This is a genomic window from Roseivivax sp. CAU 1761 (assembly GCF_054482755.1).
On the sequence record NZ_JBTLRM010000026.1, the window covers coordinates 18,954 to 33,386 of the forward strand.

Here is a 14,433-nt window from a genome sequence, read left to right on the forward strand (position 1 = left end):
GGAACTGGAAGGTCTGCATCATGTCGGGCATACGGGCGCGTCCCCGGCGCGGATCACTCTTTGCGTGAACGTGGTCCGGATTGATCCAAAGTCACGTGTCTGCCGTATCGCCTGCAAACCCGGATCGGAGCCCCCTGTTCATGCCGTTTGACACTTCCCCTTCCGCGCCGCGCCGCATCGCCGTGATCGGCGGCGGCATTTCCGGCCTCGGCGCGGCGCGCTACCTGGCCGCCGAGCACCACGTGACCCTCTTCGAGGCACGCAGCCGGCTCGGCGGCCATGCCCGCACCAAGATCGCGGGCCGGCACGGGGACCAGCCGGTCGATACCGGCTTCATCGTCTTCAACCACGCCAACTACCCCCGCCTGTCGCGGCTGTTCCGCGAACTCGACGTGCCGGTCGTGCCGTCACGCATGTCCTTCGGCGCCAGCCTGCGCGGCGGCGCGCTGGAATACGGGCTGGCGAGCCTCGGCGCGCTCTTCGCGCAGAAGCGCAACGCCTTCGATCCGCGCTTTCTTGGCATGGTGCGCGACATCTTCCGCTTCAACGCCCGTGCCGCCGCCGCCGCCCGCGATCCCGGCCAGAGCCTCGGCGACTTCCTCGCCGCGCTGGGCACCGGGGAGAGGTTCCGCGACCATTACCTGGTGCCGCTCTCGGGGGCGATCTGGTCGACGCCGGCGGAAAAGATCCTCGACTTCCCCGCCCAGGCGCTGGTGCGGTTCTTCGAGAACCACGCCCTGCTCACCTATGCCGGGCAGCACCAATGGTACACGGTGGCCGGCGGCTCGCTGCAATATGTCGAGCGGCTGACCGCCGACCTGGAGCGCCGCGGCGTGACCCTGCGCCGCGGCGCGCCGGTGGCGGCGGTGCGCCGCGGCGATGCCGGGGTCGAGATCCGCGCCGCCGGAGACGAATGGCAGGGCTTCGACGAGGTGGTCTTTGCCACCCATTCCGACGACACGCTGCGCCTGCTCGCCGATGCCGACGGGGCGGAGCGCCGGGCGCTCGGCGCGGTGGCCTACCAGCCCAACCGGGTGGTGCTGCATTCCGATGCCGGGCTGATGCCGCGGCGCCGCGCCTGCTGGTCGTCCTGGAACTACACCGAGGCCGCCGGCGGGCCCGGCGACAGCGTCGATCTGACCTACTGGATGAACTCGCTGCAGCCGATCCCGCTCGACGATCCGCTCTTCGTGACGCTGAACGCCACGCGGCCGATCCGCGAGGAGCTGATCCATGACGAGACGGTGCTGCGCCATCCGGTCTATGACCGCGCCGCGCTGGCCGCCCAGGAGACGCTGCGGGATCTGAACGGGGCGCGGCGCACCTGGTTCTGCGGCGCCTGGATGGGCAACGGCTTTCACGAGGACGGGCTGGCCAGCGCCGAGGCGGTGACCGAGGGGCTGCGGCAGCGCCGGGCCGCCCGCAGCGCGGCATGAGCGCCGGCGTCGACCACGTCGCGGGCCACACCTTCCATGCCCGCCGCGGAGACGTCCGCAACGCCTTCCGCTACGCCGTGGATTACGTGCTGCTCGACGCCGAGGCAGAGATCGCCGGGCCGCGGCTCTTCGGGCGCAACCGCGCCGGCCTGGCCAGCCTGCACGACCGCGATCACGGCGGCCCGCCCAGGGCCGGACGCGGCGCCCGCTGGGCGCGCGAGGTGCTCTGCACCGCCGGCATCGCGGCGCCCGGGCCGCTCCTGCTGCTGGCGCAGCCGCGGGTGCTGGGCCACGTCTTCAACCCGGTCAGCTTCTGGCTCGCCCATGACGGCGAGGGCCGGCTGGTGGCGGTGATCGCCGAGGTTACCAACACCTATGGCGACCGCCACAGCTATCTCTGCGCCCGCCCGGGCGGCGATCCGATCGGCCCCGAGGACCGCCTCTGCGCCCGCAAGCTGCTGCATGTCTCGCCGTTCCAGCCGGTGGCGGGGGAGTATGTCTTCTGCTTCGACATCGCCCCGGACCGGGTCGGCATCCGCATCGATTACAGCCGCGACTCCGGCGGGCTGGTCGCCACGCTCGCCGGAACGCGCCGGCCGCTGACCTCCCGCGGCCTGCTGCGGGCGCTGCTGCTGCGGCCGCTCGGCGCGCGCCGCGTCCTGGCGCTGATCCACTGGCAGGCGCTGAAGCTCTGGTGGAAGGGCGCGCGTTTCCGCGCCCGGCCCGCGGCCCCCCGCCGCGACGTCTCGTGACCGGCGCCGCGCAGCGGCAGGCGCCGGGCGGGCAGGGACTGGGCGGTTGGGCGGTCTTCGCGGCGGTGCTCGCCGCCGCCGGGCTGCCGGTCTACCTTCACGCCCCCAAGGTCTATGCCGAGGCGCATGGCGTGGGCCTGGCCGAGCTCGGCGCCGCGCTGGTGGGGCTGCGGCTTCTCGATCTGGTGCAGGACCCGCTGCTCGGACGTCTCTCCGACCGGCTCGGCGCCCGGCGCGGCCACGCCGCGGCGCTGGCCGCGCTGGTGATGGCGGCGGGCATGCTGGGGCTCTTCGCGGTGCCGCCGCCGGTGGCGCCGCTGGCCTGGTTCGCGCTGACCCTGACGCTGGTCTTCTCGGCCTACAGCTTCCTGACCATCGCCTTCTACGCCCGCGGCGTGGCGCGGGCCGGCGGGCTCGGCCCGCTGGGCCACCTGCGGCTGGCGCGCTGGCGCGAAACCGGCAGTCTGACCGGGGTCTGCCTCGCCGCCCTGGCGCCGCCCGCGCTCGCGGCGCTGGGGCTCGGCGGCTATGCCGGCTTCGCGGTCCTCTTTGCCGCGGCGACGCTGCTGGCGGCGGCGCTGATGCGGCGGCACTGGGCCGGACCGGCGGCGGCGGCACGGGCGGGGTTCGCCCCGGTGCTCCGCGACCGGCGGGCGCGCCACCTGCTCATGGTGGCGCTGGCCAATGCCGCGCCGCTCGCCGTGACCTCGACGCTGTTTCTGTTCTTCGTGGAATCGCGGCTTGCCGCGCCCGCCGCCGCCGGGCCGCTCCTGCTGGTCTTCTTCGTCTCGGCGGCCGCGGCGGCGCCGGCCTGGGGCCGCGCGGCCGAGAGGGTGGGGGCGCGCGCCGCGCTGATGGCGGCGATGCTGCTGGCCATCCTGGCCTTCGCGGTGACCCTCATGCTGGGCCCCGGCGACGTGCTGCCCTTCGCCCTGGTCTGCGCCGCCACCGGCGCCGCGCTGGGCGCCGATCTCACGCTGCTGCCGGCGCTTTTCGCGCGCCGGCTCGAAACGGTCGCGCCGGAGGGCGGGGCGGGCTTCGCGCTCTGGTCCTTCGTACAGAAGTTCACGCTGGCCTTGGCCGCTGGCGCGCTACTTCCCGGGCTGGAGGCGGCGGGCTTCCGACCCGGCGCCGAGGTCAGCGACCCCGGCGCCCTGCGGGTGCTCGCGCTGTTCTACGCGGCGGTGCCCTGCGCGCTGAAAGTGGCGGCGGTGGCATTGCTGGCGACCTATCCGGCGGGAGAGGACTGACATGGACATGCTGCTCGTTCTGGCGCTGGCCGCGGCGCTGGTCTTGGCGTTCCACATCGCGAACCATTACTGGGCCTCCTTCGCGGCGCAGCGCCCCGAGGATTACGGCGACGGCCAGCCGGCCTTCGACCTGCGCGAACACCTCGCCGGGCCGATCCTCTGCGAGGGCGTGATCTACGGGCCGCGCGGCCGCGTCGTGTCGCGTTTCGTCGGCCGCTTCCACGTCGACTGGGACGGCGATGACGGCGTGATGACGGAGCAGTTTCTCTACGATACCGGCGAGACCCAGGACCGCGAATGGCGCCTCAGCCTGCGCGGGGACGGCTTCTTCGATGCCTATGCCGACGACGTGCCGGATCGCGGCCGGGGGCGGCAGCTCGGCTCGGCCGTGCAGCTGCGCTACAAGCTGCGCCTCGCCCCCAGCGCCGGCGGCCATCTCCTCGACGCGGTGGACTGGATGTATCTCGCGCCGAACGGGACGATCATCAACCGCAGCCAGTTCCGCAAGTTCGGCATCAAAGTGGCCGAGCTGGTGGCGACGATGCGCAAGGTGCCGGGCTGATGGAAGGGTGGCAGGGCAAGCGCTACTGGCTGGTCGGCGCCTCCGAGGGGCTGGGCGCCGCGCTGGCGCAGAAGCTGAGCGCCGAGGGCATGACGCTGATCCTGTCGGCGCGCACCGAGGAGAAGCTGCGCGACCTGGCCGCCACCCTGCCCGGTCCCGCGGAGGTGCTGCCGCTCGATGTCAGCGACGGGGACGCGGTGCGCCGCGCCGCCCGGGACGCGGGAGAGATCGACGGCGTGGTGTTCCTCGCCGGCGTCTACTGGCCGTTCGGGGCGGAGGCCTGGGACGCCGAGAAGGCCGAGATCATGGCCGACGTGAACTTCACCGGGGCGATGCGGGTCATGGGCGCGGTGGTGCCGGGCTTCGTCGCCCGCGGCGCCGGCCACGTGGTGCTGACGGGCTCGCTGACCGGCTATCGGGGCCTGCCGGGATCGGTGGCCTATTCCTCCTCCAAGGCCGGGGTGATGGCGTTGGCGGAATGCATGCGCTGCGACCTGCAGGGCAGCGGCGTGCTGGTGCAACTCGCGGCGCCCGGCTTCATCCGCACCCGGCTCACCGACAAGAACGATTTCCGCATGCCGCAGATCATGGCGCCCGAGCGCGCCGCGGCCGAGATCGTCGCGCTGATGCGCACAAGGCGGTTCCAGCGGGCCTTTCCGGTGCCGTTCGCCTGGCTTCTGCGGGCCGGTCAGTTCCTGCCGGAACGGCTCTATTACTGGTTGTTCTCATAAGGATAGCGCGCCTTCCACTTGTGCAAATACGGGGTTGCGGCGCCGTGCTGCGGCAATAGGATGGCAGCATGTGACGCATCAGGGAGAGTTCGGGTGCGGGTAATCGGTTTGGCCATGTTGGCCGTGATCTGCGGCGCGCCGGCTTCGGCCGATGCAGTCAGCGACGCGCTGCGGGCGGCGCGCGCCGCCTACGAGGCGGGCGATGTCGAGCTCGCACTGGACGAGCTCGACATCGCGCGGGCGCGGCTTCTCGACCAGCGCTCCAACGCGCTGGGCCGCTTCCTGCCGCCCGCCCCCGAGGGCTGGTCCCGCCAGGTCGCCACCGAGCGCCATGCCGGGCTTGCGCTGATGGGCGGCGGCGTCGCCGCCGAAGCGACCTATGCCTCGCCCGACGGCGTCTCGGGCTACACGCTGAGCCTGCTCGCCGACAATCCGATGGTGGCCAGCATGGCGGCGATGATCGCCCATGCGCCGGCGATGGGGCTAGAGGTGGACCGGATCGGGCGGGAACGCTTCGTGACGCAGGACGGGCAGGTGATGGGGCTCGTCGGCAGCCGCGTGCTGGTGCAGATCGACGGCGCCTCGCCCGATCTCATGCGCGCCGCGCTCGAGCGCATCGACTATGCCAGCCTGGCGGCTTTCGGCAGCTGAGGGGGCGCGGGCCCGGAACCGGCGCGGCCGCCGGTCCCGGGACGGCAGGGCTAGCCGACGATGTTGAAGTCGGGCCCGTAGGGATAGCCGGTGATGTTCTCCGGCCCGGTCTCGCCGATGATCAGGATGTCGTGTTCGCGGTAGCCGCCGGCGCCGGGCCGGCCCTCGGGGAGGGTCAGCATCGGCTCCATCGACACCACCATGCCGGGCTCCAGCACCGTTTCCACGTCCTCGCGCAATTCCAGCCCGGCCTCGCGGCCGTAATAATGCGACAGCACGCCGAAGGAATGGCCGTAGCCGAAGGAGCGGTATTGCAGCAGGTCGCGTTCGGCGAAGAAGGCGTTGAGCCGCTGCGCCACGTCGCAGCAGCGCGCCCCGGGCACCAAGAGCGAGATGCCCAGCTCGTGCGCCTCGACATTGGCCTGCCAGATCGCCAGCGCCGCCGGATCGGCCTCGCCCAGGAACATCGTGCGCTCCAGCGCGGTGTAATAGCCCGAGATCATCGGGAAGGTGTTGAGGCTGAGGATGTCGCCGCGCTGCAGCCGGCGCGCGGTGACCGGGTTGTGGGCGCCGTCGGTGTTCAGCCCGGACTGGAACCAGACCCAGGTATCGCGGTACTCGGCCTCGGGAAAACGCCGGGCGATCTCGGTCTCCATGGCATCGCGGCCGGCCATCGCCACGTCGATCTCGCGGATGCCCTCGCGGAGCGCGTCGCGGATGGCGTAGCCGCCGTGATCGGCCACCGCCGCGCCGGCGCGGATCAGCTCGCGCTCGGCCGCGCTCTTGTGCATGCGCTGGCGCATCGTCTCGAGGTGGATCGGCCGGGCCTCGCGGGGGGCCAGATGGGTCCGCAGCCGCTCCATGCCGTCGAGCGTCAGGTGGTCGCCCTCGTAGCCCAGGGCGCGCCCGGTCCCCGCCACCTGCGCCACCGCGCGCCAGTAATTGTCGCGGGTCCAGTCGGTATAGGTGAGCGCGTCGCCGTAAGACCGCCGCCAGGGCTGGCCGCCGTCGATCCCGGCGCTGATCGTGACGCAATCCTCGGCCGTCACCACCAGCCCGTAGGGCCGCCCGAAGGCGCAGTAGAGAAAGCCGGAATAATAGGCGATGTTGTGCATCGAGGTGAGCAGGCAAGTCTCCAGCCCGGCCTCGGCGAGGATGCGGCGCAGCCCGGCGAGCCGGGCCTCGTATTCCCCGGCGGCGAAGGGCAGGGGCGCCTTGGCGCCGTTCTCGAAGCGGTAGGTTTGCGGACGTTGCACGGGTTCAGACCCTCCAGGCGGCGCCGCGCGGCGGAGGCGGCCCGACCCGCCCTTCCCGCAGACGCGGCAAAGAAAGGTCCCGGCGTTCAGGACGGAGATGCGGGAAAGGCGGGACGACGCCATCGTCCCGCGGCGCCAGCATAGGCGCGGGCGCCGCGCCCCGGCAAGCCCGAACGCGCCCCTTCAGTCCAGCAGGGCGGCCACCATGCGGCTCTCGGGATCGGCCAGCGCGTCGATGACGTCGAAATGGTGCCGCCCGGGCTCCACCACGAGCTCGGCGCCCCAGGCCTCGGCCAGCCAGCGCGCCTGGTCGACGAAGGCCGGCAGCTCGTTCTCGCCGACCCAGACGGTGACCGGCACGCCCGGCGCGGGCAGCAGCGCCGGGCTCTCGGCGGCGGCTTCCTCGGGGTCGAGGTGCAGCGTGTGGTTGATGCTGGTCTCGAGCAGCGGCCGCAGATCGGAGACCGGGGAGATCGCCATCACCCGGCGGATGCGCGTGCGAATGTCCTCGGGCAGCGCGCCGGGCACGGCGAGCCGCGCCACCAGGTGGCCGCCGGCGGAATGGCCGACCAGCCGGATCGGCAGATCCTCGTATTCATGCGCCACGGTGACGATCGCCTCGGTGACCTCGCGGCCGATGGCGGCGACCCGGACATCGGGGCAGAGCTCGTAGGACGGCATCGCGACGACCCGGTGCCGGGCCACCGCGCCTTCGGCGAAATGCGAGAAATATTCCCGCCCGAACCGGCGCCAGTAGCCGCCATGCACGAAGATCACCAGCTCCTCGCGGCCCGAGACCGGCACGAAGATGTCCATCGCGGCCCGCGGCCCGGGGCCGTAGACCAGCCCCAGCCGGGCCCGGTTGGCGGCCCCCAGCCGGCGCCGGTAGGCCTCGGCCGCGCGGGTCCATCTGGGCGGATATTCCGCCGAGTCGCTGACGTGGGCCTGGTTGTCGTAGGCGGCGTCCTGATCCATGCGCTTTCCCCGGTCCTGACTTCGCCCTACACCTTAGCCCGAAGGCCGCGCCGCGGCACGCAAAAGCGAAAGGGTTTCCCATGCTCGACCGCACCACCAACCTCGCGGACCTGTTGAAGGATCCGAGCCTGATCGAACGCCGCGCCTATGTCGACGGCGCCTTCGTTGACGGCGATGACGGCACCTTCGAGGTCCTGAACCCGGCCCGCGGCGACGTCATCGCGGCCATGGCCGACCTGTCGCGCGCCCAGGTGGCAAAGGCCATCGACGCCGCCCATGCCGCACAGAAGGACTGGGCCGCCTGGACCGGCAAGGAGCGCGCCCAGGTGCTGCGCCGCTGGTTCGAGCTGATGATGGAGAACCAGGAGGACCTGGCGAAGATCATGACCGCCGAGCAGGGCAAGCCCCTGCGCGAGAGCCGCGGCGAGGTCGCCTACGGCGCCTCCTTCGTGGAATTCTTCGCCGAGGAGGCCAAGCGGGTCTACGGCGAGACCATCCCCGGCCATGCCCGCGACAAGCGCATCATGGTGCTGAAGCAGCCGGTCGGCGTCGCCGCCTCGATCACGCCGTGGAACTTCCCCAACGCGATGATCACCCGCAAGGCCGGCCCGGCGCTGGCGGTGGGCTGCACCTTCGTCGCCCGGCCCGCCAAGGAGACGCCGCTCTCGGCCACCGCGCTGGCGGTCCTGGCCGAGCGCGCCGGCCTGCCCAAGGGCGTGTTCAACGTCGTCACCTCGTCCTCGTCCTCGGAGATCGGCAAGGAATTCTGCGAGAACCCGAAGGTGCGCAAGCTGACCTTCACCGGCTCCACCGAGGTCGGGCGCATCCTGCTCAAGCAGGCCGCCGACCAGGTCAAGAAATGCTCCATGGAGCTGGGCGGCAACGCGCCCTTCATCGTCTTCGACGATGCCGACATCGACGAGGCGGTCGAGGGTGCCATCGTCTGCAAGTTCCGCAACAACGGCCAGACCTGCGTCTGCGCCAACCGCATCTACGTGCAGGCGGGGGTCTACGACGCCTTTGCCGAGAAGCTTGCGGCGCGGGTCAGGCAGCTCAAGGTGGCCGACGGGCTCGAGGACGAGGACGCCGATCTCGGCCCGATGATCACCGCCGACGCCATCGACAAGGTGCAGGAGCATATCCGCGACGCCGAGTCCAAGGGCGCGGAGATCATCCTCGGCACCGAGACGGACGACCGCGAGGGCAACTTCTTCTCGCCGGTGATCGTCAAGGGCGCGACCCAGGAGATGGCCTTCGCCACCGAGGAGACCTTCGGGCCGCTGGCGCCGCTGTTCCGGTTCGAGGACGAGGACGAGGTCATCGCCATGGCCAACGACACCATCTTCGGGCTGGCCTCGTATTTCTACGCCAAGGACCTGAGCCGGGTCTGGAAGGTCGCGGAGGCGCTGGAATACGGCATCGTCGGCGTCAATACCGGCCTGATCTCGACCGAGGTGGCGCCGTTCGGCGGCGTCAAGCAGTCCGGGCTCGGCCGCGAGGGCAGCCATCACGGCGTCGAGGACTACCTCGAGATGAAGTATGTCTGCCTGACGGTCTGAGGCGCCGGCGCGCCGCGCCCCCGGCCCCGCCGGGGGTGGTCAGAGACAAAAAAACGCCCCGGCTTGGCCGGGGCGTCGCTGGGTCACGCGGGGTCCGATCAGTTCACGGATTTCGCGTCGACCACGTCCTTCGAGGTCTCGCCGTCGGCCTTGGCGATCTCGATCCGGCGCGGTTTCAGCGCCTCGGGGATCTCGCGCTCGAGGTCGATGTGCAGCATGCCGTTGGCATGGCTGGCGCCCACCACCTTCACGTGGTCGGCCAGGTGGAAGCGGCGCTCGAAGGCACGGGTGGCGATGCCGCGGTGCAGGTAGGTGCGGCCGCCCTCCTCCTCGGCCTTGCGGGCGGAGACGACCAGCGCGCGGTCCTTCACCTCGACCGACAGGTCGGCATCGGAGAATCCGGCCACGGCGATGGAGATGCGGTAGGCATCCTGCGCGGTCTTCTCGATGTTGTAGGGCGGATAGCTGGGCTGGCTGACGTCCTGCGCCAGGACCCGGTCGAACAGGTCGGCGACCTGGTCGAAGCCGACGGTTGCACGGTAGAGCGGAGCAAGATCGAAGCTACGCATGTGGAATCCTCCAGTGAGCGATACCTGATGTGCGGCGCCTTCCCGGGGCGGGACAGGCGTCTGGTTGCTGCCGGACCCTGAAGCGGCGTCCGACAGCGCCGATGTGGGAATCGTCCCGGGCCCTGTCAAGACCCTCCATGGCGGCGATTTTTTCGCCCGCAGGAGCGGCGCGGCGGGGGGCCGGTCAGGCGGGAGGTCCGGGGCCGATCCGGGAATTGTGTCAGCGCCGTTACGGCATCGTGACCTTACTTGTTTCGGCAAAATCCGGGGCTTGCGCCACGCTGGTGCCATAGCAACGAGGAGGATTTGAGATGATGCGCAGTTTGACCGCCGCGATCGCGGCCCTGACCCTCGGCGGCGCGGTCAGCGCCCTGGCCCAGGACGCGGCCTTCGGCACCGATGAGGATGCGGATTACGCCGCCACGCTCTGGGACATGATGGTCGAGATGAAGCTGGTGGGCGACGGCGCGATCATGGCGCTGCCCTACGAGGGCACCGAGCCGCACGGCATGATGCTCGAGACCTTCTACACCACGGCCTCGGTGGACGGCCACGAGGGCGCGCTGGTGGTGAAGCGCAATTACGGCCCCGAAGGCGTCAGCGCCGACGAGGTGCTGGCCAATCCGGCCGGCCATCTCGGCGCGGTGACGATCATGTTCCAGCGCGAGGAGGGCTACGACCCCGACAATGCCAACTGGTTCTGGGCGAAGTACCTGCCCGACGGCGCGCTCGACAAGAACCCCAACGACATGCGGCTGGCCGGCCGCGTGGCCAAGGGCGCCGACCAGGGCTGCATCGCCTGCCATTCCGGCGAGGCCGATTACCTCTTCACCTCGGACCACATGGCACAGTGATGCCGGGCAGCGCGCCGGCGATGCGGGGCGCCCCCCGAGCCCCGCGCCGGTGCGCTGCCTCCCGGGAGGTCAGGGCCGGATGAACTTGGCGCCGGTCTCGGCGCGGGCGCCGGCGCTGACCACCCGCGTGCCGGGCATCGCGGTCAGACCCTCGCGCCCGGCGATCAGCGCCCGCACGGTCTCGAGCGGGCCTTCGAGCGCCACCCCGAGCGACACCGGCGCGCCCTCGGCCTCGGCCTTGGCCGAGACCACCGAGACGATGCGCGGGGCGCCGGAGTCGAAGGAGAAGACCGGCGCGCCGGAGGAGCCGAAATCGACCCGGCAGGACATCACGATCACCCCGTCCTGGCGGTCCAGCACCGCGCACATCTCCTGCAGGCTCGGCGCCTCGGCGCGGTCATGGGCGTAGGAGACGACGCCGATCTCGTCGCGCCGCGAGGGCCGGCGGTCGGTGGCGAAGGGCTCGATCGTGGTGTTGCGGATCGGGTGCTGGAGCTGCAGCAGCGCCACGTCGTTGCGCACCCGCCCGGCATCAGCGGGGCTCGCGAAATCGTAGTCCGGATGGTGTTCGGCGTGCCGGACATGGCGGTAGGCCGCGGCCCGGCCGTTGCGCCACCCGGCGAGGAACTGGATGTCGCGGCCCGGCACCCGCGCACCGGTCTCGGCATCGTAGAGGCAATGCGCCGCGGTCAGCACCAGGTCGGGCGCGATCAGCGCCCCGGTGCAGAAGGCCCGCCCGGCGATCTCGAGCCGGCCGACGGCGTCCCAGTGCCGCCCGGATTCGGTGGTCGGCATGCTGAACAGGCCCCCCGCCGCCGCCGGCAGGGGCAGCAGCGCGGTCATGAGCAGAACGGCGGCGATCCGGCGCATCGTCACGGGCAAGGCATCCTCCACGGCGGACAGGTGCGCCGGGTCTAGCGGTCGGCTGGGGCGAAATTTGGGCGCCGGGCCGGGGCCGGGCGGATTGCCGTCAGGCGCGGGACAGCGCCGGCGGTTTCGGCCCGCCGGAGGCCCAGTCCAGAAGCTCCACCGTATGCACCACCGGGATCCCGGTGCCCGATCCGATCTGCATCATGCAGCCGATATTGCCGGCGGCGATGATGTCGGGCTTGCGGGCCTCCAGCGTGCGCACCTTGCGGGCCTTCAGCTGTCCCGAGATCTCGGGCTGCATCAGGTTGTAGGTGCCGGCCGAGCCGCAGCACAGATGGCTGTCGGCGGGCTCGACCACCTCGAAGCCGGCGCGCTTCAGCAGGTCCTTGGGATGGCTCTTGATCTTCTGGCCGTGCTGCAGCGAGCAGGCGGCGTGGTAGGCCACGCGGAGCGGCCCCGCGCCCTCGGCGGCGGGCGGCGCCAGGACGCCCTTGCCGGGCGCGGCATCGGTGCCGGCGACGCCGTGCCGGGCCGGGTCGGCCGCGCGGCTGTCATCCTCGGCGGCCAATTCGGCCAGCACCTCGCTGACATCGCGCGCCAGGGCCGAGATCCGGGCGGCGTCCTGGGCCAGGTCCCCGGTGCGGAACATGTGGCCGTAATCCTTGACCGTGGTGCCGCAGCCGCTGGTGTTGATGACGATCGCGTCGAGCCCCGCGCCGTCGATCTCGCGCGTCCAGGCGCGGATGTTGCGCGCGGCGCTGGCATGGCTCTCCTCCGCCTTGCCCATGTGGTGGGTGAGGGCGCCGCAGCAGCCCTGGCCGCGGGCCACCACCACCTCGCAGCCGAGCCGGGTGAGGAGCCGGATGGTGGCGTCGTTGATGTCGGTGTTGAGCGCGCGCTGGGCGCAGCCGGTCATCAGCGCCACCCGGCGGCGCCGCTTGCCCTGCGCCGGGAAGGTCTGGGGGTCGTCGTTGCGGCTGACCGGCGGGATGTGGCGCGGCGCCATGTCGAGCATCGCGCGGAGCCGCGGATCGGGCAGCAGGCGGCGGAACGGCCGGCCGATCTTGGCGCCGAGCAGCGCCAGGCGGAAGCGCCCGGGATGCGGCAGGATGCGCGCCAGCAGCCAGCGCAGCGCCCGCTCGCCGCGCGGCCGGCGGTAATTCTGCTCGATATAGGTGCGGGCATGGTCGACGAGGTGCATGTAATGCACGCCCGAGGGACAGGTCGTCATGCAGGCCAGGCAGGACAGGCAGCGGTCGATATGCTTGACGGTCTTGGCGTCCGGCACGCGCTCGTTCTCGAGCATGTCCTTGATCAGGTAGATGCGGCCGCGCGGGCTGTCGAGCTCGTCGCCCAGCACCTGGTAGGTCGGGCAGGTCGCGGTGCAGAAGCCGCAATGCACGCAGCTGCGCAGGATCTCGTTCGAGCGCGCGATGTCGGGGTCGCGCATCTGCTCGGGGGTGAAGGTGGTCTGCATGGCGTCAGGACCCTTTCGTCATCTCGGCCAGCGTCAGGCCGAACCAGGGAAGCGTGGTGGCGATCATCGCGCCGATGCCGAGCCAGCGCGCGGCGCCGGCCGGGGCGCGGCGGCGCAGAGCCAGCGCCGCGAAGACGACCGCCAGGACCCAGGCCAGCCACAGCGCGGCCAGCTGCAGCCAGCCCGCCGGGCCGAACCGAGCCAGCGCCAGGGCGGCCAGCGTGGCGCCGGCCAGCGCCGTCAGCACGCCGCCCGCGGCCGGCAGCCGCCAGAGCGCCGCGGCCAGGGCCGGGCCGAGCAGGAAGCTCGCCGCGAAGGCCGTGAGGATGGCCGGGCTCATGCCGGCAGCAGATCCGGGTTGAGCACGCCGCGGGGATCGAAGCGGGCGCGCAGTCCGCGCGCCAGCGCCGCCACCGCGGGGGTCTGCGGCTGGAAGGCCGAGGCCGGGCCGGCGCCGCGCACCCGCGTGGCGTGGCCGGCAAAGACGCCGAGCCGGGCCCGGGCGTCGCAGCCCTCGGGCAGCAGCGCCCAGACCAGCCCGCCGCCCCAATCATAGATCAGGTCCAGGGCCTCGAGCCGCGCCGCCAGGGCCGGCGCGTCGCCGGGCCGGGTGGAGAGGCGCCAGACATCGCCGGGCCGGTCGTGGAACGGCGCCACGTCGCGCACCGCGCGCCAGGCGGTGGCGCTGGCCGCGGCGTCGAGCACGGAATGCTCGGCATCGCCGAACAGCCCGGCCAGCCGGCCGCAGCGGTAGCGCACCGAATCCTCGAACCCCTCGAGCCGCAGCAGCGTCCGGCCCTCGCCGGGCAGGTGCGCCGCGCCGCTCACCTCGTAGGGCGCGCCGAGGCCGCGCGACAGCGCCGCCACCGCGTCGGCCTCGGACAGGCCGTGCAGCACCAGCGTGGCCTCGGTCTCGGGCCGCGGCAGGACCTTGATCGCCACCTCGCTCAGCACGCCCAAGGTGCCGTGGCTGCCTGCCAGCGCCTTCACGAGGTCGTAGCCGGTGACGTTCTTCATCACCCGGCCGCCGTTCTTCACCACCCGCCCGGCGCCGTCGACGAAGCGGATGCCCAGCATGTGGTCGCGCGCCGCGCCGGTCTGGATGCGCCGCGGCCCGGAGGCGTTCGTGGCGGCCACGCCGCCCAGCGTCGAGGCCCCCGCGAGCCCCAGCAGCCCGCGCAGATCCGGCGGCTCGAAGGCCAGCCGCTGGTGCTCCGCGGCGAGCGCCGTCTCGATCTCCTCGAGCGGCGTGCCGGTGCCGGCCACCAGGGTCAGCGCGCCGGGCTCGTAGAGCCGGATGCCCGCGAGCCCGCCGGTCTCGAGGATCTCCGCCCCGTCTTCGGGGACGGCCAGCCGGGTGCCGCCGCCGCGGATGCGCAACGGCCCCGCCGCCTGCGCCACGATCTCGCTCAGTTCGGTCTCGTCTGCCGGTCTCACGTCCTGTCCGTCCTTGCCGAAGGTCGCCGGCGCCCGGCCGGGCGCCCTGCCATC

15 protein-coding genes are annotated in these 14,433 nt (G+C 72.1%); 8 read left to right on the forward strand and 7 right to left on the reverse strand.

What is annotated here, in order from left to right; all coding sequences use genetic code 11:
* The first annotated feature begins 140 nt into the window (after positions 1–140).
* From ACXYMW_RS14710 to ACXYMW_RS14735, 6 genes are all read left to right on the forward strand, one after another.
* The gene (locus tag ACXYMW_RS14710; protein WP_459036079.1) at positions 141–1,436 is read left to right on the forward strand and encodes an NAD(P)/FAD-dependent oxidoreductase; all 1,296 of its coding nucleotides are present in this window, start codon (positions 141–143) and stop codon (positions 1,434–1,436) included.
* On the forward strand, positions 1,433–2,188 hold the full coding sequence (locus ACXYMW_RS14715; protein WP_459036080.1) for a DUF1365 domain-containing protein: 756 nt from the start codon (positions 1,433–1,435) through the stop codon (positions 2,186–2,188). The genes ACXYMW_RS14710 and ACXYMW_RS14715 overlap by 4 nt, the downstream gene beginning before the upstream one ends.
* Positions 2,185–3,438: an MFS transporter gene (locus tag ACXYMW_RS14720; RefSeq protein WP_459036081.1), complete on the forward strand. Its 1,254-nt coding sequence runs from the start codon at positions 2,185–2,187 to the stop codon at positions 3,436–3,438. The genes ACXYMW_RS14715 and ACXYMW_RS14720 overlap by 4 nt, the downstream gene beginning before the upstream one ends.
* 1 nt (position 3,439) lies before the next feature.
* On the forward strand, positions 3,440–4,000 hold the full coding sequence (locus ACXYMW_RS14725; RefSeq protein WP_459036082.1) for a DUF3833 family protein: 561 nt from the start codon (positions 3,440–3,442) through the stop codon (positions 3,998–4,000).
* The gene (locus tag ACXYMW_RS14730; RefSeq protein ID WP_459036083.1) at positions 4,000–4,731 is read left to right on the forward strand and encodes an SDR family NAD(P)-dependent oxidoreductase; all 732 of its coding nucleotides are present in this window, start codon (positions 4,000–4,002) and stop codon (positions 4,729–4,731) included. The genes ACXYMW_RS14725 and ACXYMW_RS14730 overlap by 1 nt, the downstream gene beginning before the upstream one ends.
* Positions 4,732–4,845: 114 nt before the next feature.
* The gene (locus tag ACXYMW_RS14735) at positions 4,846–5,382 is read left to right on the forward strand and encodes a hypothetical protein (protein WP_459036084.1); all 537 of its coding nucleotides are present in this window, start codon (positions 4,846–4,848) and stop codon (positions 5,380–5,382) included.
* Positions 5,383–5,432: 50 nt separating this feature from the next.
* Here the strand turns inward: ACXYMW_RS14735 and ACXYMW_RS14740 are convergent, their stop codons facing one another.
* On the reverse strand, positions 5,433–6,638 hold the full coding sequence (locus ACXYMW_RS14740) for an aminopeptidase P family protein (protein ID WP_459036085.1): 1,206 nt from the start codon (positions 6,636–6,638) through the stop codon (positions 5,433–5,435).
* A 183-nt stretch (positions 6,639–6,821) separates the two neighbouring features.
* Positions 6,822–7,613: an alpha/beta hydrolase gene (locus ACXYMW_RS14745; protein WP_459036086.1), complete on the reverse strand. Its 792-nt coding sequence runs from the start codon at positions 7,611–7,613 to the stop codon at positions 6,822–6,824.
* 80 nt (positions 7,614–7,693) lie between these two features.
* Between ACXYMW_RS14745 and ACXYMW_RS14750 the strand changes: the two genes are divergently transcribed.
* Positions 7,694–9,172 carry an NAD-dependent succinate-semialdehyde dehydrogenase gene (locus ACXYMW_RS14750; RefSeq protein ID WP_459036087.1) on the forward strand — a complete coding sequence of 493 codons (1,479 nt, stop codon included), beginning with the start codon at positions 7,694–7,696 and terminating at the stop codon, positions 9,170–9,172.
* Between the two features lie 98 nt (positions 9,173–9,270).
* Here ACXYMW_RS14750 and ACXYMW_RS14755 read toward each other — a convergent pair whose 3' ends face one another.
* Entirely contained in the window at positions 9,271–9,741 is a 471-nt protein-coding gene (locus ACXYMW_RS14755; RefSeq protein WP_459036088.1) for an Hsp20 family protein, read from the reverse strand.
* A gap of 311 nt (positions 9,742–10,052) precedes the next feature.
* On the opposite strand from ACXYMW_RS14755, the gene ACXYMW_RS14760 reads away from it, so the two are divergent.
* On the forward strand, positions 10,053–10,595 hold the full coding sequence (locus ACXYMW_RS14760; protein WP_459036089.1) for a cytochrome P460 family protein: 543 nt from the start codon (positions 10,053–10,055) through the stop codon (positions 10,593–10,595).
* Positions 10,596–10,664: 69 nt separating this feature from the next.
* Here ACXYMW_RS14760 and ACXYMW_RS14765 read toward each other — a convergent pair whose 3' ends face one another.
* The 4 genes from ACXYMW_RS14765 to ACXYMW_RS14780 form a co-directional block, all read right to left on the reverse strand.
* Positions 10,665–11,465 carry a trypsin-like serine peptidase gene (locus tag ACXYMW_RS14765; RefSeq protein ID WP_459036090.1) on the reverse strand — a complete coding sequence of 267 codons (801 nt, stop codon included), beginning with the start codon at positions 11,463–11,465 and terminating at the stop codon, positions 10,665–10,667.
* A gap of 100 nt (positions 11,466–11,565) precedes the next feature.
* On the reverse strand, positions 11,566–12,942 hold the full coding sequence (gene glcF, locus ACXYMW_RS14770; protein WP_459036091.1) for a glycolate oxidase subunit GlcF: 1,377 nt from the start codon (positions 12,940–12,942) through the stop codon (positions 11,566–11,568).
* 4 nt (positions 12,943–12,946) lie between these two features.
* On the reverse strand, positions 12,947–13,282 hold the full coding sequence (locus ACXYMW_RS14775) for a hypothetical protein (protein ID WP_459036092.1): 336 nt from the start codon (positions 13,280–13,282) through the stop codon (positions 12,947–12,949).
* Entirely contained in the window at positions 13,279–14,379 is a 1,101-nt protein-coding gene (locus ACXYMW_RS14780) for an FAD-binding protein (protein WP_459036111.1), read from the reverse strand. The genes ACXYMW_RS14775 and ACXYMW_RS14780 overlap by 4 nt, the downstream gene beginning before the upstream one ends.
* Between the last annotated feature and the right edge of the window lie 54 nt (positions 14,380–14,433).

Bases quoted from the DNA above. Each gene is read 5' to 3' on its own strand.
- ACXYMW_RS14755 (WP_459036088.1), bottom strand. From the start codon at position 9,741: ATGCGTAGCTTCGATCTTGCTCCGCTCTACCGTGCAACCGTCGGCTTC.
- ACXYMW_RS14725 (WP_459036082.1), top strand. From the start codon at position 3,440: ATGGACATGCTGCTCGTTCTGGCGCTGGCCGCGGCGCTGGTCTTGGCG.
- ACXYMW_RS14765 (WP_459036090.1), bottom strand. From the start codon at position 11,465: ATGCGCCGGATCGCCGCCGTTCTGCTCATGACCGCGCTGCTGCCCCTG.
- ACXYMW_RS14735 (WP_459036084.1), top strand. From the start codon at position 4,846: ATGTTGGCCGTGATCTGCGGCGCGCCGGCTTCGGCCGATGCAGTCAGC.
- glcF (WP_459036091.1), bottom strand. From the start codon at position 12,942: ATGCAGACCACCTTCACCCCCGAGCAGATGCGCGACCCCGACATCGCG.
- ACXYMW_RS14745 (WP_459036086.1), bottom strand. From the start codon at position 7,613: ATGGATCAGGACGCCGCCTACGACAACCAGGCCCACGTCAGCGACTCG.
- ACXYMW_RS14710 (WP_459036079.1), top strand. From the start codon at position 141: ATGCCGTTTGACACTTCCCCTTCCGCGCCGCGCCGCATCGCCGTGATC.
- ACXYMW_RS14715 (WP_459036080.1), top strand. From the start codon at position 1,433: ATGAGCGCCGGCGTCGACCACGTCGCGGGCCACACCTTCCATGCCCGC.
- ACXYMW_RS14775 (WP_459036092.1), bottom strand. From the start codon at position 13,282: ATGAGCCCGGCCATCCTCACGGCCTTCGCGGCGAGCTTCCTGCTCGGC.
- ACXYMW_RS14750 (WP_459036087.1), top strand. From the start codon at position 7,694: ATGCTCGACCGCACCACCAACCTCGCGGACCTGTTGAAGGATCCGAGC.
- ACXYMW_RS14760 (WP_459036089.1), top strand. From the start codon at position 10,053: ATGATGCGCAGTTTGACCGCCGCGATCGCGGCCCTGACCCTCGGCGGC.
- ACXYMW_RS14730 (WP_459036083.1), top strand. From the start codon at position 4,000: ATGGAAGGGTGGCAGGGCAAGCGCTACTGGCTGGTCGGCGCCTCCGAG.